This window comes from Mesorhizobium sp. M0833, assembly GCF_040319905.1.
GTDB lineage: Bacteria > Pseudomonadota > Alphaproteobacteria > Rhizobiales > Rhizobiaceae > Mesorhizobium.
The window spans coordinates 124681-151440 of sequence record NZ_JAMYOQ010000017.1 but is presented as its reverse complement, the minus strand read 5'-3'; the positions used below and the strand labels follow the sequence as shown (position 1 = coordinate 151440).

The window sequence follows — 26760 nt, the reverse complement described above, 5'->3', positions numbered from 1 at the left end:
CCCCAGCCTCTTCGTACCGGTCGCGGTAACGTCGAAATTGCCGCTCCGACATGCCCAGCAACTCGCCTGCCTCCATCATCGAAAGATCGCCGCCATTCCAGCGCCTCAAAACGTCTCGAAACTTCTGCATTCTCCGGCCCTGTAGCCATGCCGTCCGTCTCATCCCCAGCCTCCCTTTGGCTGGCGGTAAAACCGGACAACTCATGTGCTACCTAATCCGGACAACTCATCTGCTTACGACATTGCATCACTCACCTATTGGAGGATTGAACAGATGTCCGTATTGTTTGTCGATATAAGTCACGTAGTCCAGCACCTGCTGACGCGTTGGCTGGGGGTGCGACGCATAAAATTTATCCCATTCGAATCGGAAAACGATCTTGTGCAAAAGGTTATCTAATCCTTTTGGTATGCCGCGAAGATTTTGAAGAGAGTGCATCTCATCTTCAGCAACAAGGCTTGGATATCTGGTCCAGATCTGTTGCTCTGCAGCGTGATGGACGACAACCTCTCCCTTTAGATTCGGGTTCGCATCAAGAAATGTTTTGCGGTAATTTTTTGAAAGAGCTTTGCCAAACGATGCTCCCGGATGCCTAATCTTAGAGGGGTCTCTGGCGATCGACTTTATTATCGCAAGAAGCTCAGCCTTGTCAGGCTTGACGCCGGTGCTCAAGAGGTAAGCGGCCTCTTTTGCTGCATTTATTGCACGAGACTCAACCTCGGTCGTCTGGCGAACCGCCGCTCCCTCAACGGCGAGTTCTGATGTGGCCCGCGACCCACTGGCCGTAAGCTCCTCTAACGGCTTGGCAAACTTGCCCGTCCCGGCGCGGACAATGGCCAGTCCTTTTGCAACGGCTTGGCCGAGTGACTCGAACGCCAGGCTGCCCTCTGCAGCTAATCCGGAGGCAGAAGTGACCGGCAGTTGACTGAGCGCGTCCAAAGGATCGTCGCGCAGATCCTGAAGAAACAGCCCAATGTCGTGCGGGGCTCGGCCTAGGCCTTCAAAACCTTCGGTGAGGTAGTTGCCGAAGTCCTCCGCGGCGAGTTCCAGTTTCGATTGAGGTTTCCTGCGGTTTGAAGGAGCAGGCGGTTGATTCTGCTTCCCGGCGATCACAGGTGCAACAACGGGCCTAGCCGGTTGGCTTTCGACCGATTGAGGAAGCCCGGCTTGGACGAGCTGTTGGGATAAGGCTGCTCGGACCTCTGGATCGGACGCCCCACCAACGAGGCTGTACAGGATGGTGTGCTTGTCCGCCTGTGGCACGCTCCCGTCTTTGAATGTCGTGGCGATGTTCTTGAGAACAGACCATGGGAAAGGTTGATAGTTCTCGATGCCCAGTTGCTTTTGTGCTGCAACTGAAGCGGCGATTGCTCGGACATAAGTTCCTCGGTCGTAGGTGTCCGGCCCTCCTTCACGATTCCATGACTCGCTGTCGGGAGTGGTGATCTCGCTCCAGGCTGCGTCGACGCTCGGAAAGACCTTGCGAACGTATGCGGCAGGGTCCGTCCGTCTGGCGTCCAGCGTCTGAAGCGCGGCGGCGGCCGTGACGTGATACCGCGCCTGCTCCCCTTGGGAACCTGCAGGACCAGGTTCGGCATCGCGTAGCGCCGCATGGATTGCTTGGTTCGGCATGGTGCGCATGCCGAAGGCCTGACGACCAACATCAATCTTTCTGGCAAAATCCCCGTACTGCTTGCCGCCCTCCTCGACGCCATAGACAGCGATGAAGGCGTCCCGACCAGGCATCTTGCCGGAATAGGCGCCAGTCTGTGCGATGGCGCCCGGCGCGTTCTGCTCGGCGAGACCAATGTTGGTGCGAAACTCAACCTGCTGAGCAATGTTGGCCGCCTGCGCCTGTCGGATCAGCGCTGCCTGTTCCTGTTGCGGAAGGTCGTCCCTGAACGCCTGCGCCAACCTTTCATCCAGGGTCTGCATGCCGACGCGGTCACCCTTCGCTGCCGCCGCATTGGGCACACCAAAGGCGCTGGAGCCGCCAACGACTTCGGTGGTGTCGTCCTTAGTTCGGTTTCCAGCCTGCGCGGCACCCAGCACCTCGGCAGCACGTTTCGGGTCCTGGGCGATCATCGCTTGAACCAGCGCCTTGGCCGTGTTGCCGCGCCAGGCGACTGCCGCCGCTTGCCGGGCAAGCGGGTTGCCGATCTTGGCAATCAGGTCAAAGCCGTTCTGCCGGATCGCGTCGAAGTTCTCGGTGTCCTTCGGGTTGCTTTGCGCGATGGCACTGGTTGAGATGTTGTCGACCTTGGTCCACTCGGCCTGCTCATACTCGTCGCGCCGCTGAAGCTGCCTCGCCGCCATCCGTAGTGAGCCGGCCTCGCGCAATGCCTCCTTCTGCCTGGCGAAATTGGCGCGCTGGCTTTCGGGCATTTTCGGCAGGGCATCGGCGAACAGCGTGTCGAAAAGGCCGGTCTTGATCATCCGGCCGGTGCGCGGATCGACCTGGCCATACATCGTGTCATGCAGGCCGCTGCCGTCGGCCGGCGCATTCGCCACCACCTCGTCTTCCGCCTGCCCGATCTGGCCGTTGAACCGACGGCGCGCGAGGTCGGCGTCGAACGCCTCCTCCTGCTGCTTCTGCTGCTGGTAGCGTTCGGCGACGGCAGAGAGCTCGTCGCCAAAACCCTGCATCGCCCTGCCGACCGGCGATCCTTCGGGATAGGAGAGCACATTGCCGGCATCGAGCCGGCGCTGGGCAAGCTGGAGAGGTATGGTCGCCATCTATTTGTGTCCTGCCATGAGCGCGCCGGGGATCGTGGCGCGGCGCTGCCGCGCGCCGGCCCCGTGCCGCCGCCTTCGTCGGGTCATGAATTTTGGAGAGGTCGCCAATGAGAGTGTCGCCGGCACTGAAGATGCTGGCGGTCTGCGCCGTCGGCTAAATGGCCTCGGCAAAATATTGTCATTCCCTTATGAGTTGGCCGGGCTCGCGGACTCCCGCGAACAATCGGTCGGAGCAGGCCATGACTGTGGCAAGGCCGCCGGTCCTAAGCCCGCTACCCTTCCAACCGCGCCGCCTTCTCCAGCGCCGCCAGCTGCGCTTCGTCCAGCGTCAGGAACCCCATAATGTGCTGCACCACTTCGGCCCGCGCGTTGCTGAGCGCGCTGTGCAGCTCGAAGCCGTTCGGCGTCTTGGTCTTGGCCAGCCATTCACCGTAGGACGGGCGGCGGTAATAGCCGGTCGCAGCCGTCAGGTCGGCCAGCACCATCTCGCCGTCCTGGCCCGAGAATACCCTGAAATAGGCTTTGGCCAGCGCATCCCGCGCCTTGGCCGGGCCGCCGGCCTGGCTGGAATGGGCGAAGCGTTTGCCACTCATGCCCCGCCACCCTGTACGTCGCCACCCTGTACGCCGTTGCCCTGCGGCATCAGCCCGCCGAGCCCATCGAGCAGGCCGCTGTCGCGCGCCTGCACGGCCGCCGGTACGGCATCCCTGGCCAGCTTGCCGGCAGAAACGATCGAAGCCATGCCTGCTTGTGCGGTTTGAGCCTTGGCTCTGGCATCGCGGATGCCCGCCACTTCATCCTGGCGGCGGAAGATGCGTTGTGGGCTGCGGCCGGCGCCCTGCACGATCTTCAGCGCCTCGTCGCCGTCGATATTGTCCATGACGCCGGGGTCGAACTGCGCCATCTGCATGGCGGTGGTGACCACCTGGATGGTGTCGCGCGCTTCGGCCGAGCGGCGCAGCACGTCGAGCGGGCCGGTGAAGGTCGGCCGCAGCGCCTTGCCGGCAAGGCTCGCCGGCGGCAGGAAGCGGCTGTCTTCCTCGTAAAGTCCCTTGTCTTCCAGAATACCCAGCTCGCGGTCGAGATTCGAGGCAAAGCCGGCCTGGATAATCGAGCCGGAGGGGCCGAGCAGAGCACCCTTTTCCTCTTCCCGGATCAAGGCCTCGGTCGCCGTCGTCTGCGGGTTCTGTACCAGCGTCTGGAACAGATTGACGAACATCATGTCGCGGATCTCCTCGGCCCGGCTGTCGGCGTAATTGAAGGCATAGGTCGGGTTCTGGCCGGTGGCGATCGGCGCGATCAGCGGCCGGCCGGCATCGTCGATCAGGCCGGGATAGTTCTCGCCGGGATTGAGCACCGGCACATAATCGAGCCTGGCCTTCGAGGCGGTCGCCGGATCGGTGATCTGCTGAAGTGCGCGCAGGCCGGAGCGCCGCACGGCGTTCTCTTCGCGCACCGTCGTCAATGCCTCGATGGTTGGCGAGATGCCGTAGGGATCGCCCTCATAGCGGCGCCAGTTGAAGCACGATACCGGGAAGGAGCGAAAACCGCTTTCCCTGACGATCGCCTCCTCGTCCTCGATCACATGATAGGACGCGAACGCGGTGTCGAGATACTGGTAGGAGCCGCTCAGGCTGTACATCTTGCGCTCGTCGCGCGGCTGGATGCACTGGATCAGCGAGATTTTTGTCTCGCATTTGGCGGGGTCGTCGACCAGAACTTTGATCCGCGCCGGCAGTCTGTCGTAGCCGAGCAATTGCGCCGCCTGTCTTGCGGTGCGCTCGTAGCGGCGGTGGAAGATATCGACCTGGCCCCAGCGGTTGCGCGAGAGATAGCCTTCGACCACCGGGATCGAGGCATAGCGGATCAGCGTGCTGCCAAAACCCTCCTCGGCGTAGAGATAGGCCGGGCCGTAGCGCACGACATTGCGCAGGCAGGCTTGCGTTGCCGGCACGAAATTCGAATTGGCGGAGTAGCGCAGCGAAAACAGGAAATCGCGCAGCGCTTCCGCCCATTCCTTCTCCTCGTCGGTTTCCTCGTCATTGATTGCCGCGGTCGACAGCCCATGCCATTTCTCCGACTGCGGGATGATCAGGCTTTCCAGCCCCGCGGCCAGCCGGTTGGCGGCCGAGTTGATGGTATTGGCGTAGACACGCGCACCGCGCCGCTCCTGCCGCTCGGACTGCGAGTCCGCGCCGGCCTGCCGGCCGCCGCTCCACATGTCGGGCGCATCGGGATCGCAGAATTCGGACACCGCCTCCCAGACATGCTCATACTGGCTGCGTTCGCTCTCCAGTTCAGCCTGTCGCGACAGAATATCGCGAGCACGGGAATCGCTCATGGTCAGCCTCGCTTGATGGAATTGATTGAAAAAGAAAACGGCGGGACGCCGAAGCTGCCAATCTCCCCACTTGAGGGGGAGATGTCCGGTAGGACAGAGGGGGTCGTCTCGCGTGGATCGGCGACCCCCTCTGTCGCCTTCGGCGACATCTCCCCCTCAAGCGGGGAGATTGGAAGCGCCTTATTCCGCCGGCGTCGTCTCCAGCGCGGCTTTGCGCCCAAAGCGCTGCACCACGAAACGTCCCATCTTTTGGCCGGGCACTTCGATCAGCGTATAGGTGATCCAGGACAGCAGGCACACCGCCGGCAAGACGAGGACAACAACGATCGCGAAGCGCAGTGGCGCCGACAGCTCGTGGCCGAACTGGGTGATGACCAGAGCCGCGACCGGCTGGAGAACCAGCAGATGGATCAAATAGATACTGAAGGAAAGCTCACCCATCAGATGAAAGAACCGGTTGGCCAGCGTCATGGCAATCTTTCTGGCAACGGTGCCCGCCATTCCCGGCAGCATCCGGTAGAGAACCAGCGCAAAGAAGCCCACAACGAGCGCTTCCCGCATCAAAAGCTTACTCAGCCCATAGCCGCCGCCGAACGGCAGCGCGGCCAGCAGCATAGCCAATGTCAGATGCACGAAAGGCCGCTTTTGCCTTTGATGGACGACGCCCGCCAGCAGCATCCCGCACAGGAAAATCTGCATCTTCAGCGGCAGGAACGACGGCATCGGAAAATGCACCGACAATTGTCCCATCAAGAACACGATAGCGCTGCCGATCGCCGCGACCAGGATACCGCTCCATATCCAGTCAAGCCTGCGCACCAGCAGCATAATCGCCGGGAACACTGCATAGAACTGCATCTCCAAGCCAAGGCTCCAGTCGGGCAGCGGCGTGCGATAGGCGAAATTCGGCACCAGGCCGAACAGGAACAGCAGATGGGCGCCGATGTTTTTCAAGCCGCCGTCGAGATAACGCTCGGGCGCCTGCGGCGACCGCAGCAGGAACTCGTCGATGACCATCCTGGACTGGTAAAGATAAGGGCCAAGCGCCAGGGCAGCGAACAGCATGACGTAGAACAGCGGCGCAATCCTGAAATAGCGGCGGGTCCAGAACTTCAGCCAGGTTTCCGGCCTTTGCCAGGGCTCCTTGTCCTGGCGCAGCTGGTAGTGGAACACCATCAGGAAACCGGACAGCATGATGAACAGATCGACGCCGAGATCCGGCTCGCCGAGAATAGGAATATGCCAGCCGGTCAACAGCAGGCAGTGTCCGATGAGCACCCAGATCGCGGCGAGCGCCCGAAGCCCGTCCAGGCACTCGATGCGCGATGACCGGGCTTCTGTCATGCCGGACTCCTCGATAGCCATGTTGCATTGCAGCATGGCTGCTGAGGAAGGAATGTCAACCGTGCCGAAGGAACACGAATTGCGCTCGGCTGTTACGGAAAACGCGGAAGCTGCGATCTCCCCCCTCGTGCGGGAGATGGCCGGCAGGCCAGAGGGGGGCGCGAAGGAACGCCAAGCTCTGTTTCGTTCCCACCGGAATGAGCCGATGGCGGCAATTGCAAATTGATCACCGAGGCCGCGGGATAGCGCCCCCTCTGCCCTGCCGGGCATCTCCCCCACGAGTGGGGAGATTGGCAGCATCACCGCTTCTTCGCCAACCTTGCGTGCCGGCGCCACCACCACCACGCCAGCACCCGGTTGCGGAACACTCTTCTCATGGCGCCCATGTCAAACCCCCAGCAGCACGCGGCGCTGGCCGGTGAGGTCGCCGGGCGACAAATCGGTCTTCACGGTTCCTGCAGTGCCATCATTGGCCGCAAGCTGAGCCCGTAACGCGGCTTCGCGCGCCTGTACGTCCTTGTCGGCAATGGTCGGTGTCGTTGGCAACGGCTTCAGCGCCGGCGGCTTTTGAAAAAGGCACATGGTTTTCTCCGAAATCAGAGCTTCTTGTCCAGTCGTAGAGCAGAAAGTCCTCGCCGTTCCGGCCATAGCCCGGCAGGCGGCAGCGTTGCGTCGCGCCCAGCCGGGCAAGCCAGCGCAGCGCCAAACCGTTGGCGGCCAAGGCGCGGGCCTCGACCCGCCAGGCGCCGCGCGCGGCAACCTCCGGCCCGAGTACCCCGTGAAAGAACTCCGTAATAGCAGGCACGCAGCGCCTCATGCGGCGCGTGCCCCAACTCCAGGCGATCCACAATCCGCTCCGCTGCTCGGCAGCACCGAAGCCGGCCTCCGGATTGCCGTCGAGCTCGGCGACATAAGCAAACCCCTGCAGTGCCGTCAGCGCCAGCAAGGCCGGCGACCATGCGTCGAACTGGCAGTCGATCTCGGCCCGGTCTTCGGGCCGAAGGTTGGCGGCGATATAGGAGAGATCGCGCAAGGTGGCGGGGATGATGCGGACGGTCATGTTGGGCCACTTTCCAGCAAGCTGCGAAGCGGAGAGCCATAGGAAAACGAGGCCGCCAAGCTAGATTGACTCTCTTTGCCGTCTGGATTTCCTTGGCCCATGATTTATGGGTTTACCTATGAGGACAAGCGCATGACTTGTAGTAACTGCGCGCCGATCGAGGAGACCCGTACTATCTTTAGCACCGGTCGTCTCGCGGCGGCGATCACGATGGCCAAAGAGGCCATACGCGACGGTATTCTGCAGGAAGTACCGCGGGGTCCTATGTCGAGTGTCATCCCGTTCTCGGATCTCAACCCGGATGGACCATGGGACGATCTGCTTCGTTACCGCTTTCGGTGCACGACCTGCGCACAGGTTTTCTTGCTCTCGGCTGAGACCTATCACGGCAGTGGCGGCGAATGGGCTAAGGAGGCCGGCTAAGCTTTTCGGCGCTTCGTCACTATGCGTCCGCCGCGAACCTCAGTCCTGGCGTATCTTCGCGGACATCCGGCTGTCGATCTCGGTCAGCTTGGCGAGAATGCCTTCCTGCGCCTGCACCATCGCCTGTTGAACGCGGATCAGCTTGAAGGTGAGCCAGATCGTTACCCAAAGGCTTGCTGCGAGATAAATCAGCATCGGCATCCAGGAGATGAATATCCCGAGCAGCGAGTTTTCCGATTCCATATTGCCCCCTGATATGATGTTGCCGCTACATCGTAGTTTTGCTGCCGGGCGTGCATAAACGCAAGCATCGTCACCGAAACGCCCCCAGCGGATCGGCCTGCCCGGCCTTCTGCTTCGCCGCCTTGAATACCGCCGGATCGACCACCGCTTCCCTCAGCATCATCACGCCATAACGGGTCGCGGCCATCAGATCGTCGCGCAGCTTCACCACCTGGCCATCCCTGCGGTGGTAGAGCCGGAACTCCTCGAACCAGGGCAGAAGCGTCGAGAACACCTTGAAGCGGCCGCTCTGCATGCGGTCCAGCATGTCCATCAGTCCGGCCTCGACCGAGACCGACCCGTCGGCGAACTGCGCATGGCTGGCGAGCATGTTCAGCCCATGTGCCGAATATTGCCTGGCAAGTGCGGTGCCGGCAGCTTCCAGCGTCTCGCGGCGGCCGTCGCGCGGCCAGGCCCAGGGCAGCCATTCGCCCCACGGTTTCAGCGTCAGCGCCTGCATGGCGGGAGTCTGCTGCGAGGCACGGCAGGCCTTCGTGACATAGACGACATCGGCTTCCGTGTCCCAGGCGAGCTCGACCGCGGCCGACGGATGGTCCCAGCCGAAATCGAGAGCGCCGAGCCGCGGCCAATAGCGCGGCAGCCGGAACGGTTCGCAGGCGATCAGTTCCTCGGCCACCGGAAAGATGCGGCCGGAGCCGAGCACCGGAATGCCCTTGGCACGCGCCTCGCGCTCATGCGCCGGATAGGCGGCAATGATCTCGGCGCGCTGCTGCGGCGTGTAGTGCTCGGCGTCGTCGATGGTCATGAAGGTGACGTGACGGGTCATATTAGAGTTCCGTAATTAACTTGCTGCGGCGAGCGACTTCCGCTGGTATTTCCCTTTGCGGCTTTATGCGCTAGGTCTTGCCCGGCATCGGCGATACCGATGCGTGCTGGGCCGGAGCATTACGCGCGGCCTGTACTCTACGCGGGTGGGAAAGCCACTCTTTGCCATGACAGATCTATTCGAGGCGATGCGCCTGTCCGCCGAGGACAGCGAGACCGCTCATCTTTTCTTCAGCGAAAGCGGCAAGATCCTGCTGCCGCTCGGCAAATCGACAAATGCCATGACCGGTCCGGAGATGCTGCAGCAGCTGATGTCGCCCTCCGATGACGACAACGGCGCGCTTGCCAACGACTTTCTCGCTGAGCTCGGCAAGACGGTTCCGCTGGAAAGCCTGCGTCTCCTGCTCATATCGGCCAATGCCCGGACGCGAGCGACAGGTGCGTTTCTTGCCACGTTTCAAAACCAGAACATCAGTTCGATGGTGGGCGAACTGGCCGCGTTGCTGGCAGATGATAACCCGCGCACGCGCTTCGATGCCGTAGAGTCTATCTTGCGATGCAGCACGCGTGGCGATGGCTACTATCTGGCGCAAGCATTGCTTGCTCTTGCGGATGAGCATGAGGGTGTGCGCATGGGAGCCATCCAGTTCGTGCGCTTTGCAAAGGACTGGCAGTTGAAGTTCGCCCGCCAGCGCGCCGCATCGCTCAGGCCGGGAACGCCGTTTTCGTCGATAGCGGAAATTTCCGGGCAGTGGCGGGACGATACGTCAGGCACGATCCGTGCGATGCTGGACCATGCCGAGCCGGTGGTGCGGCGCTACGGTCTGGGGCTTGCCGGCCGGGCGAGATTGGTCGTCGTTGACGCCTATGTCGAATGGGCGCAGGCGTCTGCCGATCCAGAAATCAGCAAGCTGGCGACGGATTGCTTCGAGCACAACCAGATATCGCAGCATGCGGTCTGGCATTCATCGTTGCCGGCAGCCGCCCGAACTAGCCCTGACCGAAAGGGGGCGCGACGGTGACACATCCCGATGGCGATAGGCGAAGAACGAAGTCCTCGGACGGACCGACCACTAGCCCTTCACCATCTTCTCCATCTCACCGGCGGACAGAAACCGCAGCACCACATCGCTCATGCCGAGCAGCGGCGTGAAGGTGACGATGGTGATGCCGCCGGTGGCGTTGGTGCGGGTCAGCCCTCCGGAATACATGTCGAGCGGCGGCTCCTCGTCGAACCAGACGCCGTGCAGCGTTTCGCCCTGCCACTTCTCGCGGCCCTTCTCGTAACTCTTGAACGACAGCACGGATTCGCCGGCCTGCACGTCGCCACCGCCGCCCCAGGCCACCACGACGCTGTCGAGCGCGCCCGGCGCCCGCCCCGCCATCGTGCTGAGGATCGCGTCGGCCGGGATCATGCCGGTGCCCCACGCCGCCTGCTGCTGCGGCGGGCCGATCAGGATACGCTGCGGGTTGTCGCGCGTGCTTTCGCCGGTGACGCCGGCCGCCCACATCCGAACCGGACAATCGAAAACCTTGCCTTGCCACCAGTCGGGATAGCGGCCGGTGAGATGCATCGCCCACTCGGCGCCGCCGGCCCTGGTCTTGCCGAGCTGATTGCCGGCCATGAACAGACGCTCGCGATTGGTCGCGCCGGCGGCGTGGAATTCGGCCTGTCGGGGATAGGGCCGATAGGCGGCAAGCTGGTTAGTGCGGCGCCTCCGGTCGAGCTCCGCCAGCAGGCTGAGGTATTCCTTCCTTGCCGCCCGGCTGTGCGAGGCCTTTTGCGGGGCCTGGTCTTTCGAGGAACGGCCTGAGGATGGCCTCGAGGCCGCGGATGCGCTGCCTGATTTCGTCATCGCTCAATGCATCCAGATTGTTGATGTTGACACTAAGATCCTTGGGCAGCACCGACAGCACGAGCTTCAGATACTGGTCGGGCTTTTCGGCGCGCACCTCGGCGATGACGCCGGCGCCATGGGCGCGGAAATCGGCGCGGATCGCTTCGAGAAAGCCGTCGGCCAGCGTCTTCTTCGCCCGCCTGGTCTGCTTGCCGGGTGCTTGATCGTGCGGCTGCGGATCGCCGGCGGAAGGAGCTTTGGCCATGCCCTACTCCGCCGTCCCGGCGGAGATCGCCGGCTTCTTGTTGCCTGGCCGCACGATGCGCTTGCGCGGCTTCGCTTTCTTGCCGGCGCGCGCCGACTTCGGCTTCGGCGGCTGGTTTGCCGATCTCGCATCGGTCGTCGTGCCGGGCCCCACCGTACTGGCGTCGGGCAACGCATTCAGCCTTGCCCTTAGGATTGCCGCCGCCTTGCCGTCGAGTGCTCCCAACGGGAAGCCGAAACCGCCGGCCGCGTCGCCGGGGCCGCCGCGCACCATGCCGATCCGCACGCCAGCGACGACCTGCTCGAAGCGGCCATGGCGTGCATAGGGTGCGGCGCCGGCGAACTCGCCAATAGCGCTGACGACCTCTCGGCCGTCATCGTCGATGATGATGGTGGCGTAACGGTTGGACATGGGGATGTTCTCTGGAGATGGGCGCTCAGTGGCGCGTTGGAAAAATTTGCGATTGGTGAGACTTGCAGTTCCGACGATCGCCAGAGCCGCGTTCCTTCGCGCCCGCCGACCTAACAGCCGGCAGTTCACGTAGCGTTTGGTCCAAAAATGAAGCCTAAAACAAAAAACCCGCCTCGGCGGGCGGGTCGTTGGAGCCAATTAGCACCATACCGAGATTAGTAGCATAGCTGCCGGCACGAAGCAAGAACAAAATGTGGCACGGTGGAAAAAAAGCGATTTCCTTTGCCCGCCGCGAGGTTGTGCTCAAAAGACGGTCGCCAAGGTGGTGTTCATTCGCGCCCCCTCTGTCCTGCCGGACATCTCCCCGTCTAGTGGGGAGATCGGCAGTTCCAGCGCCTCGCTGCGTCCGCCCACTTCACAGCCGGCAGATCACGTAACGTTTGGTCGAAAGGAAGCCTGAAACAAAAAACCCGCCTCGGCGGGCGGGTCGTTGGAGCCAATTAGCACCATACCCACATTAGTAGCATAGCTGCCGGCACAACGCAAGAACAAAATTCACCTGAGACGCGAAAAAACGCAGAGTAGCCGATTGGCGAAGCACACTGGAATGTCCGGCGAGACGCCACCGTCCGGATCAGAACAGGCATTCGCGCGTTTGACCCTTAGCCAATGGGAGCAAAAATCATGAACGTCGCCAATCTGCAACTCGAAGGCCTGCTTATGGCCATCGCATCGATCAATCAGGTCCTGGTCCGCAAGGGCGTGCTCTCCGTCGAGGAGATAGATATCGCATTGCGCAAGGCCGAAGCCAGCGAGACCAACGAGGAAAGGTCCGAGGGCATGTCGGCGTCGAGCCGCGACGCCGTCAACTTCCCGATCCGACTGCTGGAGTTGGCCAATCAGTGTCAGCCGGAGACGGACATGCCGTCCTTCTCGAAACTGGCGCGCATGGTTGGTCAGATCAAGGAACCTTACAACGACCAGATGTGAAGCGGCGATCGAGGATGACCGCCGCAGCAAGCTTTGGCATCATCCCCTGCCAAGCCTCAGCGACAGGACGCGGCCCGGCCCGTGCACGGCGGCAAACAGCAGCCCGGCCAGGAAGGTGAAGTGATCGACGAAGAAGCCGAACTCCGCCTGGTTGCCGGCCCAGTGCGACGGCCCGTGGAAGGCGAAGCCCAGGAACAGCACATAGGCGCCGGCGACGAGTGCTGCCCATGAGAAGAAGGCGCCAGTCAGGAAGCATAGAACGAGGACGACCTCAAGCAGGGCTGCGCACCAGGCCAGGAAGAGCGGGAATGGAAACCCGGCCGCCGCGATATAGCCGGCGGTGGCGCCGATATCGACGAATTTGAAGATCACGGCCATCAGGAAGACGGCTGCGAAGATCAGGCGGGCGATGAGGATTGCCGCGGTCTGCCACGGCGACTGGACGGTTGATTGAGCGGTTTCCAAGGTCACGACGTCCTCCCAAGAGTTACGATGGTTGTGCCCCAAGGACGCACCACCAGCCGCAAGCCCGACATCATCCCCCGAAAAACCTGCAGGAGACAAGTGCGCGGGGAGAAGGCCTCGCAAGACCAGGTTCCTCGCCCCATTCATGGGGGAGAGGTGGCGCGGCGAAGCCGCGACGGAGAGGGGGACCGCGCCAGCAAAGAAAAGGCCCCTCTCCGGCCGCTTCGCGGCCCTCTCTCCGCCGCTTCGCGCGGGCGAAGAACCCGAGCCTGGAACTACCCTAAATTCACCTTCGGCTGGCTGATCGGCTCCCGTACGGTTCCATACTGGCTGCCCCAGCGGTCGGTCATCGCCCAGCGTATGTCCCACAGTTCCGGGAAGAAGCGATGGCGGGCGCCGGCCTCCAGCAATTCGACCGGCCTGCCCTTCAGCGATTTCGCGCCGAGGCCGATCGTGCGGTGGATGAGATAGAGGTGGTTGGCGCGGAATTTCTGGAACAGCTCGTCGAACTCGACCAGCGCTTCGGCAACGACATAGCTGTCGCCGTGATCGTAGCCGGTATCGTAGACATCCTCGACCGAGAGGCCGCGGCCGTCGAGGTATGACGTCTTGAAGGCCCGCCACAGATCCGGCGGCAGACGCAACAGCTGCTTGAAACCCGGCGATTCCTGACCGCTGCCATTGCCGAGCTGCAGCCGGATCTGCTGGTACTCCTTGGGCGACATGGTTTCGAGCAGGTCGAGCTGCGCCGTCATCAGCCGCATCAGCCGGTGCACGCGTCCCATCAGCGTGACGATGCGATGCGTGTCCTGCTTTTCCAGGAAATCGACGACGTCGACCAGCGTGTAGGCGATGAGCTTCATCCACAGCTCCTCGACCTGGTGCACGATCTGGAACTGCAACTCGTCGGCATTCACCATCTCGGCCAGCGGCTTCTGGCAGGCCAGCAGCCTGTCGCATTTGAGGTAGACGCCATAGTCGCGCATCTCGGGCGTTTCGATGCGGGCATAATAGTCCTGCTTGTCCATGGCCATGCTCCTTGCCGCGGCCGTTGGGCCGCAGGCGTTTGTTGGATCCCGGTCCCCGAGTCTAATCGCTTTCTTGCCGAACATTGTCCCTTTCTGTTATTCGATTGGCGAGAAATGAAGGACGAACGCTGCTTCTGAAGCAGACAGAAAGAACGAATGATGCTGGATGCGGTCGACCGGAAGATCGTCGCGGCGCTCGAACGCGATGCCCGCACCTCCTTTGCCGCGCTCGCCGACGAGGTCGGCTTGAGCAAGACGCCGTGCTGGAAGCGGGTCAAGGCGCTGGAGGATGCCGGCGTCATCCGCGGCTACTCGACCCGGATCGACCCAGCCAAGCTTGGCTTCGGCATCGAAGCCTTCATCCAGGTGTCGATCGATTTCGAACTGTCGGACGCCTTCGAGGCGGCGGTCAAACAGCATCCGCTGATCCGCCGCTGCCACGCCACGACTGGCGAGGCAGACTATCTCCTGCAGATCGTCACCGTCGACATGATGGCGCTCGACAGGATGCTGCGCGAGGAGCTTAGCCGGCTGCCCGGCGTGCGGCGCACGATCACCTCGATGGCGATGCGCGAGATCAAGGGCGGCATCTCGTTCGCCAATTCCGTCGGGCATACACAGACCAAGCGATAGACCGGTCAGGCCCTGGTCATCAATTCGCGGCCCAGCCGCTTCGGTTGCTCGGCGCGCAGAACCACATTTGTCGTCACCGTGCCGTACCGGCCGATGCTGTCGACGATGCTTTCAAGGTCGGGCGGTGACGGGACCACGACCTTGACCAGAAAACAATCCTCACCGGTCACCCGCAGCACCTCGACCACCTCCGGCAATTGGGCGAACTTCTTCAGGCAGGCCTGGATATGCTCATGCGTGGTGCGCAGGCGGATAACCGCCATGGTGCCGAGCCCGAGCGCTGCCGAATTGATCATCGCCTTGTAACCGAGGATGACCCCGCGCTCCTCCAGCCGCTTCACCCGTTCCGAGGTGGCGGGCTGGGACAGTCCGACGCGGCGGCCAAGCTCGGAGATGCCGATGCGGCCATCCTCCTGCATGATCTCAATGATCGCCAGATCGGTGGGATCGAGCCTTGGCCGGTAATCGCCGTTCCGCATGATCGCCTTTAATCCATCGGATTTCGTCGCTGCTTTCCGATGATCTCTCATTCCGCCGCCGGGGAGAAGACCTAGAATTGCACGCGCTGCATCAGGAAAGAAGGGCTTCGCATGACCGAATTCATCATTGTGCCGGGCATCGGCGGATCGGGCAAAGCCCATTGGCAGACGCATTGGCAGCAGGCAAGCCCGGCGATGCGGCGGTTCAGTCCGGCGAGTTGGGATGCGCCGGATTTCGACGACTGGGTGGCAGCACTGGAAACCGCTGTATGCCAGGCATGGACACCGCCGGTGCTCGTCGCCCATAGCCTCGGCTGTCTGCTGGTCGTACACTGGCAGCGGATCTCCCCCCGCTCTATCGGCGGCGCGTTGCTGGTCGCGGTTCCGGACCCTGCGTCGTCGGCCTTCCCTTCCTCCGCCCGGCCCTTCGCCGACGCGCCGCAACAACGGCTTCGCTTTCCGTCGCTGATTGTCGCCAGCACCAACGATCCCTACGGCTCGCTGGACTATGTCAGGGCGAAATCCGAGCGCTGGGGCAGCGATCTCCATATCGCCGGGCCGCTTGGCCACATCAATGGCGACAGCGGGCTCGGCGACTGGCCGGTGGGAATGGAGCTGCTGACGGCTTTTCTCGGGCGAACGCAAGCAACCGCCCGAGCCGCCGTGCTTCAGCCGTGACCGCAATGGGACGGCTACCGCGCCGCCGTCCTGATCTGGTTTGCGCCGCGGCGCCGCGCCTCAGTTCGATGCTGCGGCAGGTGTGCTGAGCTCCAGGAACGGCACTGTCGAACCCGGGATCATCGACTTCGGCAATTCGCCGTTCCATCTCTCCGCCTTGGTCAGTTCGACCAGCAGCGGATTGTTGGCGATCGCGGCGGCGCGAGCCTTGATGGCGCCCGCGGTCGCATCGCCTTCGACCCTGGTCTTGTAGGCGCTGGCCTCGGCTTCGGCCTTGACGCTGTCGGCGCGGCCCTTGGCCTGGGTGACGGCGATATCGGCCTTGATCTTTTCCTGCTGCAGGTTCTGTTCCTGCTTCTGCACCTCGACCTGCGCCGTCATCCTGGCTTCGACCGCCTGCTCGTAGGCGTCGGAGAAGTCGATGTTCTCGACCTGCACGCTGTCTATCATCACCGGGCCGTCGGTTACCGCCGCGATGGCGTCGGCGACGTCCTTGTTGAACTTCGCCCGGTTCTGGATAACCGACACCGCGTCGTACTGGCCGAACACGGTCTTGATCTCCTGCGGTGCTTTCCTGGCAATGACACGGTCGGCCAGTGCCTCGATCGATCCGTAATTGGTGTAGACGTTGCTGACTTCGGCGGCCGGCACGTGGAAGTTGACGGTGACTCGCATGTCGGCCGGCTGCTGGTCGCGCGAATAGGCCTGCATGGCCGGCAGACCGCTGCAATCGTTCTGGTTCTCGCAGCCCCATTTGAGCACCTGCTGGCGCAGGCTGATCTTCTCGACGCGCTGCAACCACGGCAGCTTGAAATGCAGTCCGGGATCGACGACCGAACTCAGCGCCCCGTTGGTCAAGAGCACGCCGCGGTCCCCCTGATCGATCGTGTACCAGGATCCAAACAGCGCAACGATGCCGAGCGCCACGATGAGGAGTGCGACCAGGCCGGAACCGATCGACCCCGACGCCGTCCCCGGCTTGCCCTGCGGACGGCCTGAATTGCCTTGCGTTTCGGTCATTACCCCACCCCAACCCGATTGCCCGTGCTGCTTTTGCCCACAATAGTGGCGGCATTGCAATCCTCTCGACATGGAAGGATCTTCGCGCCGGTCGGCCGGACCGACGGAGTGGTCAGGCTGGCTAGCGGATTTCCCCGGCAGCGGGCTGGGACGCGTTGCCTGGCGTCTCCTTCTGCCGTTCGGCATCACTTTTGCGCTTCGGGCAATCCTCGAAGTCGTGGTCGCGCCCACCGCAGTAGGAGCAGCATTTTGCCGGCGCGTCGGAGCGAAGCATCGTTGGCATGCACAAGGATGCACGAAAATCCGACGGATTGCGACGGCTTGCGCACCGGCAACGTCGATTTCGCCACGGAACCGCTGCCGCCGCATGAAAGTTATCTGCTCATTGCAACGGGAGCACAGGACATGGCCGACGACCCGAACCGCTACGAGACCGGAGCGAGGAAATATCCGGCAAAGATGAGCCCCGACGCGGCCGACCAATTTTCGCAGGATGCGGCCGGCAACAAGCCGCCCCCCGGCGGCATGGGATTGACCAGGCCGGCTGACGATTTCGACGACAAGACCCGGCATTCGGAGGGCCGGAACCCGCCGCGCGCAGCGATCCGGCCAGACGACAAGGCCACCGCCAAGAAGCCCGGCGAGGACGCGAAACGATGAACGTCGCCAATCTCCAGCTCGAAGGATTGATGATGGCGATCGCGGCCGTAAACAATGCGCTGGTCCACAAGGGCCTGCTGTCGGTCGACGAGGTCGACATGGCGTTGCGCCAGGCCGAGGCGGCGATGACCAGCGACGAACGTCTCTATGAAGACATGTCGCCATCCAACCGCGACGCCGTCTGTTTTCCGCTCAGGCTGCTGCAGGCGGCCAACAATGCCCAGGGGGAAACCGGCGTACCGTCCTTTGCCGAACTGGCAAGGATGGTCGGCCGGACCAAGCAGCCCTATAACGACCAGATGTGATGGAGGACACCATGGCCGACGACAAATCCAAGACCAAGCAGGATCGCAAACTGGTTTCCGGCGAAGAGCCATACGAGGTCGCTGCCTTTGCCCGCAAATACGGCATACCGCAAAGCGAGGCCGCGACCATCATCAAGCGTTACGGCCCCTCGAGGAGGAAGCTCGACGCGCATATGGCGAGCCGCAACGCCTGATCCAACTCTGGCGGCGGCCGCCGTTCACGCCGGAAGCGTCCCTGCCCTGCCGCCTTGTCGAGAGTATTGGCACCGTCAGCCGTGACCTGTCGGGTTCGCCCCTGTGGGGATTCAACGCCTGGTTTTGACAGCCGCGGAATACTCTCGCGGCGCAACAACTCATTTACCTCGACGCTGTACCAGTCCGGTGAGCAAAGCCGGGGGTCGGATGCAGGAACAATTATTGCGCTACGAATGTGTCATGGAGCCGAACGGCCGTTGGATGGTGTGGGACATCGTTCACGATCTGCCGGCGCAATTTTCGGAAATCGCGCTGATCGGCCTGAGCCGTCGTGAAGCGGTTTCGCTCTGCCGGCTGCTCAACGAGACGAGCCGTTCCGAGACGCGGCAGAGCCGGGCCTCCTGAGAAGCGCGTGCGTCTCAGGCCTGCCAGGCCAAGAGGATTTTACATGCGATCGACAATATTCGGTCTGGTCCTGCTGCTGCCGGCCGCCGCACTGGCAGAACCGATCGAGACGCAGAAGATCATCACGGCGGCGACCGGCGACTGGAACGGCGACGGCGCCGCCGATCTGGCGATGATCGTCGAGACCGAACCCGGCCATCCCATGGACCTGCATTTGTTCCTCAGGGACCGCGACGGCAATTTTCTCAGACCTGCCGGGGTCGTGCATGAACAGATTTACGGCGAATGGAAGGATTACGAGCGGCCGGGCCCCGCCACATCCGACACCGAGCCCGAACTCACCGCGCTCCCCAACGGCTCGATCAAGCTCTATGTTCCGGCGATGGAGATCGGCAGCGAGCGGACCAACAAAACGCTGACGCTCGCCTGGCGCAACGGCACGTTCGTCGTCGCCGGTTTTGCCTACGAATATTGGGATTACATGGACGACAATGTTGCCGGCGACTGCGACTACAATGTGCTGACCGGCAAGGGCAAAAGCAGCAAGAAGCTGGCGGACGGCAGCACCAGGCAAGCGACCGTATCGGTCGAAGGCAAGGTCATCCCATTTGCGGAATGGACTCCGGGCACTGGCTTCAGCGCTTGCGGAGAGTGAGAGGTTTCGGTTGCCTCACTGCAGCGGCGGCTTCCACAGCAGACTGTTGCGATCGGCGGACTTGACGCGCAGCCAGGTTTCGCGGCCGTCGCGCAGCACCCGGAGCGGTATCTCGGCGCCCGCCGGGCCGCTGTTCCAAAGCTTGCGATAAAAATCGGCAAGCCCATCGACCGCCGTGTCGCGGACATCCGAGATGACATCGCCTTGGCGAAGGCCCGCCTGGGCGGCTGGACCGCCTTCGGCGACGCTCATCACCACGACCTTGCCGTCGCTCTCGGCCGAGAAGGCGCCGAGCCACGGCCGCGGCGGCTTGGCGACCTGCCCGCGCGTCAGCAGATCGTCGAGGATGGGTGGCAGAAGATCGATCGGCACCACCATGTTGATGTCGGCGACCTCGCCGTTGCGGCTCATCTGCAGGCGCAGCGAACCGATGCCGAGCAGCCTTCCATCCGCGCCGATGAGGCCGGCGCCGCCCCATGAGGGGTGAGCCGGCGCCGTGAAGATCGCCTCGTCGAGCAGATATTCCCAATAGCCGGCGAATTCCTGCTTGGTGACGATTCGCGCCCGCACGGAGCGGCCGACGCCGTCGGAGAGCACGACGGGATCGCCGATCTTCGCCCTGGACGCGTCGCCGAGCGCAATGGCGGGCAGTCCAAGCGGCGCCAGCGCCTGCACCAGGCCGAAGCCCGACTCCTGGTCGTAGGCGAGCGCATGGGCGGGAACCACGCGCCCGTCCTGGTCGGCCAGCCAGACCTCCTCGGCCTCGGTGATGAGATAGCCGATGGTGAGTACCAGCCCGTCGCCGCGGATGACCACGCCACTGCCCTCGCGGCGGGTGCCAAGTGTATTTGCCGTGAAGGCGTCCTCCGGCACGGTGGCGCGGACGGCCACGATGGATCGCAAAAGGGGTTCGATATTCATGCTTTGGTTCCCGGCAATGTTCGCAGGCTTATATGGGCTATAGGTATGGCGCAGGTGATCAGGCGCAAGAGGTGGCGCCGGCTTTGGCGTGGACCGGCGCCGCGCCGTTCGCGCCGGGGTTTTGCAACAGCACCGGCAGCCCTATCTGTACCTACGGCTATCCCAAGCTGCCCTATGCAAAGTTCCTCCGCCATTACCCACGTTGATATCCGATATCCTCCCAACCCAACCCTTCCAAAGGCCTGCCAAATGAACGACTACGCAACGGACCAATACACGCCGCCAAAAGTCTGGACCTGGAACAAGGCAAATGGCGGCGCTTTCGCCAGCATCAATCGGCCGATCGCCGGCCCGACGCATGACAAGAAACTGCCGGTCGGCAAGCATCCGCTGCAGCTTTATTCGCTGGCGACACCGAACGGCGTCAAGGTGACGATCATGCTGGAGGAACTTCTGGCGCTCGGCCACAGCGGCGCCGAATACGACGCCTGGCTTATCAGCATCAACGACGGCGACCAGTTCGGCAGCGGCTTCGTCGAGGTCAACCCGAACTCGAAGATCCCGGCCATGATGGATCGCAGTGGGAAAAAGCCGGTCCGCATCTTCGAATCCGGCTCGATCCTGCTCTACCTCGCCGAAAAATTCGGCGAATTCCTGCCGACGGAGCAGCCGGCCCGCGCCGAGGCCCTGTCATGGCTATTCTGGCAGGTGGGCTCGGCGCCCTATCTCGGTGGCGGCTTCGGCCATTTCTATGTCTATGCGCCAACGAAGATCGAATATGCCATCGACCGCTTCGCCATGGAAACCAAGCGGCAGATGGACGTGCTCGACCGACGCCTCGCCGAAAGCGAGTATTTAGGCGGCAGCGACTATACGATTGCCGACATTGCGGTGTGGCCCTGGTACGGCGGGCTGGCCAAGGGCCGCATGTATGACGATTCCGGCCAGTTCCTGCAGGTGGAGCAGTACAAGAACGTGCAGCGTTGGGCCGACGCCATCGACGCGCGGCCGGCGGTCAAGCGCGGCCGCATGGTCAACCGCACCTTCGGCGAGCCTTCGATGCAGCTGCACGAGCGCCATGATGCCAGCGATTTCGAGACCAAGACGCAAGACAAGCTCGTGGCGGCCAAAAGCTAAGCCGACGACGCGCCGATCTCTCGCCTTGTAGGGGAGATCGGCAGCTTCGGCCGACTGCTCAGGCCCGTCTCTACCGCCGCCATCCACAGCCGGCATCAACAAAAGGGAAAAAGGGAGCTTGCCAGCCGGTTGTAAAATGTGGCGTTGGGCACGGTCGTACAAGCAGCAGGCAGGTTTTCCCGCTAGCTCAAAAACGACGATATGAGTTGGGCGATATATATTAGTTGACTAAACTAGCGGAACGTCCAATGCACATTCCCAGAACCGAACATGTCCTGTCTAGACCATCATATCTATATGGGACATTACTACATAAGCTGAACGCGACCTCGACGGTTCGGCGGCACAGCCCTCAGACGCCGCGGCTTTACCTCCGCGCTTTTCGCCCCTGATCCGTAGATCAACCGGACGACGAGCAGGAAATATCCAATCTGCATGACGATCAAGGTCAAGATTGTCCAGGCCAGCGTCTTCCAGATTGAACCTGTCGCAAGGTAAGTCGAGATCGCCACGATGGACGATATGGTGGTCAGCCCCACCAAGAACCGTGGAAAGTTCATGACTTTTGCGCCGCCCCGTAACTCGCAACAGCCGGGACGAACTCCCCTAACCCATTACCCCGGACCAACGTTTTCACTATTTTGGCAATTGCGCAACCACCAAATAGAACAGCAGTTAACGCATGCTTCCGTGATCAAGGGCTGCGTGTCAGGTCACCAAGGTGGGCTGGCTTGGACGGCGGCTGCGCGTCCCTCCTCCCCGACCAGCTCTCCATACCCCCTCACAACCCCATCAAGCCCACGTATTCGCCACGTCTCCCCTTCGTACGCCTCGAGATAGGACTGGCCGAGCGGGACTTTCCCTCCGCCGTCCGGCAGGTCCAGCACGTAGACGGGATTGCAGATGCCGGACAGGCGCGCACGCAAGGCGCTGACCAGCGCCTGGCCCTCGGCGATCGTGGTGCGCCGGTGCGCCATTCCGCGCACGAGATCGCCGTGGTGCAGGTAATAGGGTTTGACGCCAAGGCGACACATCAGCTCGCGGCACAGCTCTTCCAACACCTCGACCGTATCGTTCACGCCTTTCAGCAGAACGCTCTGGTTGAGCAGCACGAAGCCGCCCTGCCTTAAAGTACGGCAGGCCCGCTCGGTCGCCTCCGTGATTTCGCGTGGATGGTTGAAATGGGTGACGACAGTGACCATCAGCCGGCCCTGCAAGGCTTGAACCAACCGGCCGGTGACGCGCGACGGCAGCGCGACGGGTACGCGAGTGTGGATGCGCAACAGCCGCACGTGCTGGATCGCCTCGACTCGGGCGCGGATTTCCGCCAGCGCCCTGTCCGGCAGCGATAGCGGGTCGCCGCCGGTCAGGATCACCTCGCGGATTTGCGGATGGGCCGCGATATAGGCGAAGGCTTCGTCGAGAGCTTCGCGCGTATAGCCGCGGCCGATCGAGGTCAGCTGCTCCTTGCGAAAGCAGAACCGGCAATAGACTGCGCATTGATAGGTCGGGAACAGCAAAACCCGGTCGGCATGGCGATGCGTCAATCTCGGCACCGGACTGAAGGCGTGGTCGGCGATCGGGTCGTCGAGCTCGCCCTCCTGCTCTGCCAGTTCGTCGGGCGACGGGATGACCTGAAGCCGTATCGGATCGGCGGGGTCGTTCCAGTCGATCAGGTCGAGATAGGCCTTGGGGATGCGAACCTTGTGGCGCGTGGCCGCAGCTTCGGCCGCCGCCCGCTCGGCTGGCGACAGCGGCAGCGAATCCAGATCGCCTACATGCCGCACGCCCTCGCGAACATCGTCCCGCCATGCGGCATCCGCCTCGCGAGCGCGCCGGTCATCGGCTGTCATGCCGGCCCCATCGACCGCCATGCTGGCGTCGGGGATGTCGGGATGTGAGGTCATTGCAGGCTCCTTGAATTTCGGCCGGGGTACAGCAATGGAGCCAGGACTTGAAGGCAATAAGCGGTGTTGGCCGGGTTGGAGGGCGCGGCAGGAAGCCACAACCGGCCACTGATCGGCACAATCGTCCAACATCGCTGAGGCACAACATTAGCTTGCGCTCATATTAGCTTGAGCGTATACACATAAACGGCCGGTGATCTACCCCCCAACCGGTTAGGCTCGGCGCCAGTCCCTCCCTACCCCTCAGGTCAACGACGCCGGGCCGCTCGGGGTCCGCCTGGTCGCCCGCGGGAGACCGGACCTCTTCGTGTCGATCATGCCCCCTGCTCAAGCAGCACCCAACTGAACATACCAGCTGAACACATCGGCGATGCCCGCGTCTCTCGGCCTTCCCGTCGGCGGCCGCGGTCGCTAATCTCGGATTGCGAAAAAGCTGGAGAAGAGCGTATGGCGATCGACTTGTCGCCAAGGCTTTTGGCGATCGTCAATGCGCTGCCCTTGCGGCAGGGCATGCGAGTGCTGGAGATCGGCTGCGGACCGGGTGCTGCAGCGCGCGAGATCGCGCGCCGGATCGGCGGCGGGCACGTGCTGGCGATCGACCGCTCGGCCAAGGCCATCGCGCAGGCCGGGGCCGCTTCGCGCGCCGAGATTGCGGCAGGCCGGCTGAGCCTTCGCCAGGTCGCCATCGAGGATTTCGAGTTGGAGGCCGACGAGAAGCACTTCGACATTGCCGTTGCGGTGCGCGTCAGCGCGCTGGACGGGCGTCATCCCGAAGCAGGAAAAATTGCCCTGCGACGGCTCGGCGCCGCGTTGACCGCGCAAGGCCGGCTGTTCATCGATGGCGGCGATCCGCTGCGCGAAATTGCGATACACGGCTGAACAGCTCGTGCTTAGCCTCCGGAATCGAGCGGCAGAGCTGGGTGCGCGCCTCAGCTCCGCAACCCCGGCGCCTCCTGCCCGGTGCGCTCGACATATTCGGTATAGCCGCCGCCATAGGTGTGGATGCCCTCGGGCGTCAGTTCCAGCACCCGGTTCGACAGCGCCGCCAGGAAATGGCGGTCATGCGAGACGAACAGCATGGTTCCCTCGTACTGCGACAGTGCCGTGATCAGCATTTCCTTGGTGGCGATGTCGAGGTGGTTGGTCGGCTCGTCCAGCACCAGCAAATTGGGCGGATCGAACAGCATCAGTGCCATCACCAGCCGCGCCTTCTCGCCGCCCGACAGCACGCGGCACTTCTTCTCGATCTCGTCGCCGGAAAAGCCGAAGCAGCCGGCCAGCGCCCTGAGCGGCGCCTGGCCGGCCTGCGGAAATGCGTCTTCCAGCGTCTGGAACACGGTGCGCTCGCCCTCCAGCACTTCCATGGCGTGCTGGGCGAAATAGCCCATCTTGACGCTAGGCCCGCGCGCCACCGTGCCATTGTCCGGCTCGGAAGCGCCGGCGACCAGCTTCAACAGCGTCGACTTGCCGGCGCCGTTGATGCCCATCACGCACCAGCGCTCGCGGCGGCGCACCTGAAAATCCAATCCCGCGTAGATCGAGCGGCTGCCATAGCCCTTGTGCACGTTCTTCAGCGTCACCACGTCCTCGCCGCAGCGCGGCGCCGGCTGAAAGTCGAACGATACCTTCTGGCGGCGCTTGGGCGGCTCGACCCGGTCGATCTTGTCCAGCTTCTTCACCCGGCTCTGCACCTGCGCGGCATGCGAGGCACGCGCCTTGAAGCGCTCGATGAAGGCGATCTCCTTGGCCAGCATCGCCTGCTGGCGCTCGAACTGCGCCTGCTGCTGCCGGTAGGCGATCGCCCGCTGCTGCTGGTAGAATTCGTAGTTGCCGGAGTAAGCGGTCAGCGAGCCGCCATCGATCTCGACCACCTTGTTGACGATGCGGTTCATGAACTCGCGGTCGTGCGAGGTCATCAGCAGCGCGCCGTCGTAGTTCTTCAGGAACTGCTCCAGCCAGATCAGGCTTTCGAGGTCGAGATGGTTGCTCGGCTCGTCGAGCAGCATGGCGTCGGGCCGCATCAAAAGGATCCTGGCCAGTGCCACGCGCATTTTCCAGCCGCCGGACAGCTTGCCGACGTCGCCGTCCATCATCTCCTGGCTGAAGCCAAGGCCGTCCAGCACCTCGCGAGCACGCCCATCCAGCGCGTAACCGTCGAGCTCCTCGAAGCGGTGCTGTGCCTCGCCGTAACGGGCGATGATCTCGTCCATTTCACCGGCGCGATCGGGGTCGCCCATGGCGTGCTCGAGCTCGCGCATCTCGGCCGCCACTTCGCTGACCGGCCCGGCGCCGTCCATCACTTCGGCAACGGCGCTGCGGCCGGACATATCGCCGACATCCTGGCTGAAATAGCCGATGGTGACGCCGCGATCGACCGAGACCTGGCCCTCGTCAGGCTGCTCCTCGCCGTTGATCATGCGAAACAGCGTTGTCTTGCCGGCGCCGTTAGGCCCGACCAGCCCGACCTTCTCGCCCTTCTGCAACGCGGCGGAGGCTTCGATGAAGACGATCTGCCGGCCGTTCTGCTTGCTGATGCTTTCGAGACGAATCATGGTTTTCCAGGAAAGGCCAAAGGAGAGTTCCCGCGCCAATACGCGATAGGCCGCGCCGGCGGAAGCCCGCAAGTGGTGAGGCGCCCCGCGCCAAATTGTCTGAACCCGCCAGTTTCTTCCCCGGCTGGATCAGACCCGGTGGGACGGGACCGGCGATGACGCGCACGGCAAGAGGTTGGACTTCGAGATATGCGCAAATCCGCTTGCGGCAGCGCTAGTATGGCCCGCTATTGGGATGTGGGTTCAGTTTGAAATTCTGGCTATCGGCCGTGACCGGATTGCATTCGTGACAAGCTCCTGCGAAGAAATTCCCATGACACATGCAGCCGTAGCTTTCCTTGCGATCGTGACTTCGGTGTTGGTTGCGATCCTACCCGCACAATCGCAAGAGTGGACGCCCTCAGAGGACGCGGTTCGAGATGCAACGGAAACGGTTGGTCGCTATTTCCTTTCGCTCGATAGCCAAGAGTATGGGCGGGCATACGAAATGATAACTGATACCGCCAAAGCTTTGATCCCATCGAACGCCTTCGTGGAGCAAAGTAAACATTTTCATTCTCAGGCCGGCACTGTGCGTGAGCGCCGGCTACTCAAATTCACGTGGTTGAAGGACCCAGCGAACGCTGCCTTTCCTGGCGTTTATGCCGCAGTAGACATAGCGGCGAAGTTTGAAAACATCGATCGTTACTGCGGGTATATTGTCCTCTATCAGCGGCCGTCAGGTGGAAATTTTCGAGTCATGCGGGTCGAAAGCAACTTCATCGACAACGCTACCGCGAAAAGCATTGAAAAGACCCAATCGAAACTCGAATTGGATCGAGCATGGGCCGAGTTGTCGGCTAACTGTCCGAATTTTCCATCGTGAAGGGTCTGTTTTTGTACCTTCCGCGGCTTTTCGGCTTCCCTCGCTTCGATCAACGCAACGATGTCGGTGAGCTCCTATAGTTTGCCGGCCCTGGACGCGAACGCAGCGAGAGCGCAGCTTTTGTCCTCACCCAACCCCGCCCGTTACGGCATAAGCGCCGGCGGTGCGCCCGTCCTCAAGTCGCACGATGGCGGTAACGATCGAACCGTAGGCGGCGCGCCAGACGCTGTGGATCCTCTCTTGCTCTTTGGCCGGTACGACTTCCGGTGAAGCGCGCGTCGCTCCGCTGCATGGGGGACAGGCTCGCCGCCGACATGGACTGATGCGCTGGTCCCGGTCCCGATCTTGTCACTAAACCCAAGCGCGATGTTTATCTCG

At 62.6% G+C, this 26760-nt stretch carries 31 protein-coding genes; 12 read left to right on the top strand and 19 right to left on the bottom strand.

Annotated elements, in window-relative coordinates:
• The 8 genes from NKH98_RS20285 to NKH98_RS20250 all read right to left on the bottom strand — a co-directional run.
• A partial coding sequence (locus NKH98_RS20285; RefSeq protein WP_352900990.1) for a helix-turn-helix domain-containing protein occupies positions 1–130 on the bottom strand: 130 nt, incomplete at its 3' end.
• A gap of 117 nt (positions 131–247) precedes the next feature.
• Entirely contained in the window at positions 248–2737 is a 2490-nt protein-coding gene (locus NKH98_RS20280) for a hypothetical protein (RefSeq protein WP_352900972.1), read from the bottom strand.
• 272 nt (positions 2738–3009) lie between these two features.
• A complete protein-coding gene (locus tag NKH98_RS20275) occupies positions 3010–3330 on the bottom strand; it encodes a Bbp19 family protein (RefSeq protein WP_352509923.1) in 321 nt (106 codons plus the stop codon).
• Positions 3327–5078: a portal protein gene (locus NKH98_RS20270; RefSeq protein ID WP_352900970.1), complete on the bottom strand. Its 1752-nt coding sequence runs from the start codon at positions 5076–5078 to the stop codon at positions 3327–3329. The genes NKH98_RS20275 and NKH98_RS20270 overlap by 4 nt, the downstream gene beginning before the upstream one ends.
• Before the next feature lie 180 nt (positions 5079–5258).
• Positions 5259–6422 carry an acyltransferase family protein gene (locus NKH98_RS20265; protein WP_352900967.1) on the bottom strand — a complete coding sequence of 388 codons (1164 nt, stop codon included), beginning with the start codon at positions 6420–6422 and terminating at the stop codon, positions 5259–5261.
• A gap of 466 nt (positions 6423–6888) precedes the next feature.
• Entirely contained in the window at positions 6889–7482 is a 594-nt protein-coding gene (locus NKH98_RS20260) for a hypothetical protein (RefSeq protein WP_352900964.1), read from the bottom strand.
• A gap of 462 nt (positions 7483–7944) precedes the next feature.
• The gene (locus NKH98_RS20255) at positions 7945–8148 is read right to left on the bottom strand and encodes a hypothetical protein (RefSeq protein WP_023675723.1); all 204 of its coding nucleotides are present in this window, start codon (positions 8146–8148) and stop codon (positions 7945–7947) included.
• Positions 8149–8218: 70 nt separating this feature from the next.
• Positions 8219–8974: a phage terminase large subunit family protein gene (locus NKH98_RS20250; protein WP_352900961.1), complete on the bottom strand. Its 756-nt coding sequence runs from the start codon at positions 8972–8974 to the stop codon at positions 8219–8221.
• A gap of 166 nt (positions 8975–9140) precedes the next feature.
• Here NKH98_RS20250 and NKH98_RS20245 point away from each other — a divergent pair, with 166 nt between their 5' ends.
• Positions 9141–9995, top strand: a complete 855-nt coding sequence (locus NKH98_RS20245; RefSeq protein ID WP_352900958.1) for a hypothetical protein — start codon at positions 9141–9143, stop codon at positions 9993–9995.
• Positions 9996–10046: 51 nt separating this feature from the next.
• On the opposite strand, the gene NKH98_RS20240 is transcribed toward NKH98_RS20245, so the two are convergent.
• The 3 genes from NKH98_RS20240 to NKH98_RS20230 form a co-directional block, all read right to left on the bottom strand.
• Complete coding sequence (locus NKH98_RS20240; protein WP_352900955.1) at positions 10047–10598, bottom strand: terminase large subunit domain-containing protein; 552 nt, start codon at positions 10596–10598, stop codon at positions 10047–10049.
• 79 nt (positions 10599–10677) lie between these two features.
• Positions 10678–11076 carry a hypothetical protein gene (locus NKH98_RS20235; protein ID WP_352900952.1) on the bottom strand — a complete coding sequence of 133 codons (399 nt, stop codon included), beginning with the start codon at positions 11074–11076 and terminating at the stop codon, positions 10678–10680.
• A 3-nt stretch (positions 11077–11079) separates the two neighbouring features.
• Positions 11080–11487: a hypothetical protein gene (locus tag NKH98_RS20230; protein ID WP_352900949.1), complete on the bottom strand. Its 408-nt coding sequence runs from the start codon at positions 11485–11487 to the stop codon at positions 11080–11082.
• A 684-nt stretch (positions 11488–12171) separates the two neighbouring features.
• Here NKH98_RS20230 and NKH98_RS20225 point away from each other — a divergent pair.
• Entirely contained in the window at positions 12172–12477 is a 306-nt protein-coding gene (locus NKH98_RS20225; RefSeq protein WP_023675713.1) for a hypothetical protein, read from the top strand.
• 39 nt (positions 12478–12516) lie between these two features.
• Here the strand turns inward: NKH98_RS20225 and NKH98_RS20220 are convergent, their stop codons facing one another.
• Together NKH98_RS20220 and NKH98_RS20215 are read right to left on the bottom strand one after the other, a co-directional pair.
• The gene (locus NKH98_RS20220) at positions 12517–12948 is read right to left on the bottom strand and encodes a DoxX family protein (protein ID WP_352900946.1); all 432 of its coding nucleotides are present in this window, start codon (positions 12946–12948) and stop codon (positions 12517–12519) included.
• Between the two features lie 269 nt (positions 12949–13217).
• A complete protein-coding gene (locus tag NKH98_RS20215; RefSeq protein ID WP_254819627.1) occupies positions 13218–13970 on the bottom strand; it encodes a tryptophan 2,3-dioxygenase family protein in 753 nt (250 codons plus the stop codon).
• Positions 13971–14126: 156 nt separating this feature from the next.
• On the opposite strand from NKH98_RS20215, the gene NKH98_RS20210 reads away from it, so the two are divergent.
• On the top strand, positions 14127–14603 hold the full coding sequence (locus NKH98_RS20210; protein WP_352900942.1) for an Lrp/AsnC family transcriptional regulator: 477 nt from the start codon (positions 14127–14129) through the stop codon (positions 14601–14603).
• Positions 14604–14608: 5 nt separating this feature from the next.
• On the opposite strand, the gene NKH98_RS20205 is transcribed toward NKH98_RS20210, so the two are convergent.
• The gene (locus NKH98_RS20205; protein WP_352900940.1) at positions 14609–15082 is read right to left on the bottom strand and encodes an Lrp/AsnC family transcriptional regulator; all 474 of its coding nucleotides are present in this window, start codon (positions 15080–15082) and stop codon (positions 14609–14611) included.
• Positions 15083–15193: 111 nt separating this feature from the next.
• Between NKH98_RS20205 and NKH98_RS20200 the strand changes: the two genes are divergently transcribed.
• Positions 15194–15760, top strand: a complete 567-nt coding sequence (locus tag NKH98_RS20200) for an RBBP9/YdeN family alpha/beta hydrolase (protein WP_352900937.1) — start codon at positions 15194–15196, stop codon at positions 15758–15760.
• Positions 15761–15820: 60 nt separating this feature from the next.
• On the opposite strand, the gene NKH98_RS20195 is transcribed toward NKH98_RS20200, so the two are convergent.
• Positions 15821–16780 carry a prohibitin family protein gene (locus NKH98_RS20195; RefSeq protein ID WP_352900934.1) on the bottom strand — a complete coding sequence of 320 codons (960 nt, stop codon included), beginning with the start codon at positions 16778–16780 and terminating at the stop codon, positions 15821–15823.
• A gap of 291 nt (positions 16781–17071) precedes the next feature.
• On the opposite strand from NKH98_RS20195, the gene NKH98_RS20190 reads away from it, so the two are divergent.
• From NKH98_RS20190 to NKH98_RS20170, 5 genes are all read left to right on the top strand, one after another.
• Complete coding sequence (locus tag NKH98_RS20190) at positions 17072–17440, top strand: hypothetical protein (protein ID WP_352900931.1); 369 nt, start codon at positions 17072–17074, stop codon at positions 17438–17440.
• On the top strand, positions 17437–17745 hold the full coding sequence (locus NKH98_RS20185) for a hypothetical protein (RefSeq protein ID WP_254819633.1): 309 nt from the start codon (positions 17437–17439) through the stop codon (positions 17743–17745). Before NKH98_RS20190 ends, NKH98_RS20185 begins: the two co-directional genes overlap by 4 nt.
• 11 nt (positions 17746–17756) lie before the next feature.
• Entirely contained in the window at positions 17757–17939 is a 183-nt protein-coding gene (locus NKH98_RS20180; RefSeq protein ID WP_023675702.1) for a DUF3606 domain-containing protein, read from the top strand.
• A 223-nt stretch (positions 17940–18162) separates the two neighbouring features.
• Positions 18163–18345, top strand: a complete 183-nt coding sequence (locus NKH98_RS20175) for a hypothetical protein (protein ID WP_245274654.1) — start codon at positions 18163–18165, stop codon at positions 18343–18345.
• 43 nt (positions 18346–18388) lie between these two features.
• Positions 18389–19000: a hypothetical protein gene (locus tag NKH98_RS20170; protein WP_352475530.1), complete on the top strand. Its 612-nt coding sequence runs from the start codon at positions 18389–18391 to the stop codon at positions 18998–19000.
• Between the two features lie 15 nt (positions 19001–19015).
• On the opposite strand, the gene NKH98_RS20165 is transcribed toward NKH98_RS20170, so the two are convergent.
• Positions 19016–19921: a S1C family serine protease gene (locus tag NKH98_RS20165; RefSeq protein ID WP_254819635.1), complete on the bottom strand. Its 906-nt coding sequence runs from the start codon at positions 19919–19921 to the stop codon at positions 19016–19018.
• A 249-nt stretch (positions 19922–20170) separates the two neighbouring features.
• Here NKH98_RS20165 and yghU point away from each other — a divergent pair, with 249 nt between their 5' ends.
• Positions 20171–21058 carry a glutathione-dependent disulfide-bond oxidoreductase gene (gene yghU / locus NKH98_RS20160; RefSeq protein WP_352900927.1) on the top strand — a complete coding sequence of 296 codons (888 nt, stop codon included), beginning with the start codon at positions 20171–20173 and terminating at the stop codon, positions 21056–21058.
• A gap of 308 nt (positions 21059–21366) precedes the next feature.
• On the opposite strand, the gene NKH98_RS20155 is transcribed toward yghU, so the two are convergent.
• Together NKH98_RS20155 and NKH98_RS20150 are read right to left on the bottom strand one after the other, a co-directional pair.
• Positions 21367–21618 (bottom strand): exopolysaccharide production repressor protein, encoded by a 252-nt coding sequence (locus NKH98_RS20155; RefSeq protein WP_352900924.1) that lies wholly within the window; start codon positions 21616–21618, stop codon positions 21367–21369.
• Positions 21619–21771: 153 nt separating this feature from the next.
• The gene (locus NKH98_RS20150; protein ID WP_352900987.1) at positions 21772–22911 is read right to left on the bottom strand and encodes a KamA family radical SAM protein; all 1140 of its coding nucleotides are present in this window, start codon (positions 22909–22911) and stop codon (positions 21772–21774) included.
• A 501-nt stretch (positions 22912–23412) separates the two neighbouring features.
• Here NKH98_RS20150 and NKH98_RS20145 point away from each other — a divergent pair.
• A complete protein-coding gene (locus NKH98_RS20145) occupies positions 23413–23844 on the top strand; it encodes an SAM-dependent methyltransferase (RefSeq protein ID WP_352900921.1) in 432 nt (143 codons plus the stop codon).
• Between the two features lie 50 nt (positions 23845–23894).
• Here NKH98_RS20145 and NKH98_RS20140 read toward each other — a convergent pair whose 3' ends face one another.
• A complete protein-coding gene (locus NKH98_RS20140) occupies positions 23895–25517 on the bottom strand; it encodes an ABC-F family ATP-binding cassette domain-containing protein (protein ID WP_352900918.1) in 1623 nt (540 codons plus the stop codon).
• 313 nt (positions 25518–25830) lie between these two features.
• On the opposite strand from NKH98_RS20140, the gene NKH98_RS20135 reads away from it, so the two are divergent.
• The gene (locus NKH98_RS20135; protein WP_352740069.1) at positions 25831–26382 is read left to right on the top strand and encodes a DUF4019 domain-containing protein; all 552 of its coding nucleotides are present in this window, start codon (positions 25831–25833) and stop codon (positions 26380–26382) included.
• The last annotated feature ends 378 nt before the right edge of the window (positions 26383–26760 follow it).

Excerpts from the sequence above, each read along its gene's own strand:
- NKH98_RS20190 (WP_352900931.1), top strand. The coding sequence starts at position 17,072 with ATGCACGAAAATCCGACGGATTGCGACGGCTTGCGCACCGGCAACGTC.
- NKH98_RS20170 (WP_352475530.1), top strand. The coding sequence starts at position 18,389 with ATGCGATCGACAATATTCGGTCTGGTCCTGCTGCTGCCGGCCGCCGCA.
- NKH98_RS20225 (WP_023675713.1), top strand. The coding sequence starts at position 12,172 with ATGAACGTCGCCAATCTGCAACTCGAAGGCCTGCTTATGGCCATCGCA.
- NKH98_RS20250 (WP_352900961.1), bottom strand. The coding sequence starts at position 8,974 with ATGACCCGTCACGTCACCTTCATGACCATCGACGACGCCGAGCACTAC.
- NKH98_RS20195 (WP_352900934.1), bottom strand. The coding sequence starts at position 16,780 with ATGACCGAAACGCAAGGCAATTCAGGCCGTCCGCAGGGCAAGCCGGGG.
- NKH98_RS20240 (WP_352900955.1), bottom strand. The coding sequence starts at position 10,598 with ATGGCCGGCAATCAGCTCGGCAAGACCAGGGCCGGCGGCGCCGAGTGG.
- yghU (WP_352900927.1), top strand. The coding sequence starts at position 20,171 with ATGAACGACTACGCAACGGACCAATACACGCCGCCAAAAGTCTGGACC.
- NKH98_RS20180 (WP_023675702.1), top strand. The coding sequence starts at position 17,757 with ATGGCCGACGACAAATCCAAGACCAAGCAGGATCGCAAACTGGTTTCC.
- NKH98_RS20155 (WP_352900924.1), bottom strand. The coding sequence starts at position 21,618 with ATGAACTTTCCACGGTTCTTGGTGGGGCTGACCACCATATCGTCCATC.
- NKH98_RS20255 (WP_023675723.1), bottom strand. The coding sequence starts at position 8,148 with ATGGAATCGGAAAACTCGCTGCTCGGGATATTCATCTCCTGGATGCCG.
- NKH98_RS20200 (WP_352900937.1), top strand. The coding sequence starts at position 15,194 with ATGACCGAATTCATCATTGTGCCGGGCATCGGCGGATCGGGCAAAGCC.
- NKH98_RS20205 (WP_352900940.1), bottom strand. The coding sequence starts at position 15,082 with ATGCGGAACGGCGATTACCGGCCAAGGCTCGATCCCACCGATCTGGCG.
- NKH98_RS20280 (WP_352900972.1), bottom strand. The coding sequence starts at position 2,737 with ATGGCGACCATACCTCTCCAGCTTGCCCAGCGCCGGCTCGATGCCGGC.
- NKH98_RS20245 (WP_352900958.1), top strand. The coding sequence starts at position 9,141 with ATGACAGATCTATTCGAGGCGATGCGCCTGTCCGCCGAGGACAGCGAG.
- NKH98_RS20265 (WP_352900967.1), bottom strand. The coding sequence starts at position 6,422 with ATGACAGAAGCCCGGTCATCGCGCATCGAGTGCCTGGACGGGCTTCGG.
- NKH98_RS20235 (WP_352900952.1), bottom strand. The coding sequence starts at position 11,076 with ATGGCCAAAGCTCCTTCCGCCGGCGATCCGCAGCCGCACGATCAAGCA.
- NKH98_RS20230 (WP_352900949.1), bottom strand. The coding sequence starts at position 11,487 with ATGTCCAACCGTTACGCCACCATCATCATCGACGATGACGGCCGAGAG.
- NKH98_RS20270 (WP_352900970.1), bottom strand. The coding sequence starts at position 5,078 with ATGAGCGATTCCCGTGCTCGCGATATTCTGTCGCGACAGGCTGAACTG.
- NKH98_RS20215 (WP_254819627.1), bottom strand. The coding sequence starts at position 13,970 with ATGGACAAGCAGGACTATTATGCCCGCATCGAAACGCCCGAGATGCGC.
- NKH98_RS20185 (WP_254819633.1), top strand. The coding sequence starts at position 17,437 with ATGAACGTCGCCAATCTCCAGCTCGAAGGATTGATGATGGCGATCGCG.
- NKH98_RS20135 (WP_352740069.1), top strand. The coding sequence starts at position 25,831 with ATGACACATGCAGCCGTAGCTTTCCTTGCGATCGTGACTTCGGTGTTG.
- NKH98_RS20165 (WP_254819635.1), bottom strand. The coding sequence starts at position 19,921 with ATGAATATCGAACCCCTTTTGCGATCCATCGTGGCCGTCCGCGCCACC.
- NKH98_RS20140 (WP_352900918.1), bottom strand. The coding sequence starts at position 25,517 with ATGATTCGTCTCGAAAGCATCAGCAAGCAGAACGGCCGGCAGATCGTC.
- NKH98_RS20210 (WP_352900942.1), top strand. The coding sequence starts at position 14,127 with ATGATGCTGGATGCGGTCGACCGGAAGATCGTCGCGGCGCTCGAACGC.
- NKH98_RS20275 (WP_352509923.1), bottom strand. The coding sequence starts at position 3,330 with ATGAGTGGCAAACGCTTCGCCCATTCCAGCCAGGCCGGCGGCCCGGCC.
- NKH98_RS20145 (WP_352900921.1), top strand. The coding sequence starts at position 23,413 with ATGGCGATCGACTTGTCGCCAAGGCTTTTGGCGATCGTCAATGCGCTG.
- NKH98_RS20260 (WP_352900964.1), bottom strand. The coding sequence starts at position 7,482 with ATGACCGTCCGCATCATCCCCGCCACCTTGCGCGATCTCTCCTATATC.
- NKH98_RS20150 (WP_352900987.1), bottom strand. The coding sequence starts at position 22,911 with ATGACAGCCGATGACCGGCGCGCTCGCGAGGCGGATGCCGCATGGCGG.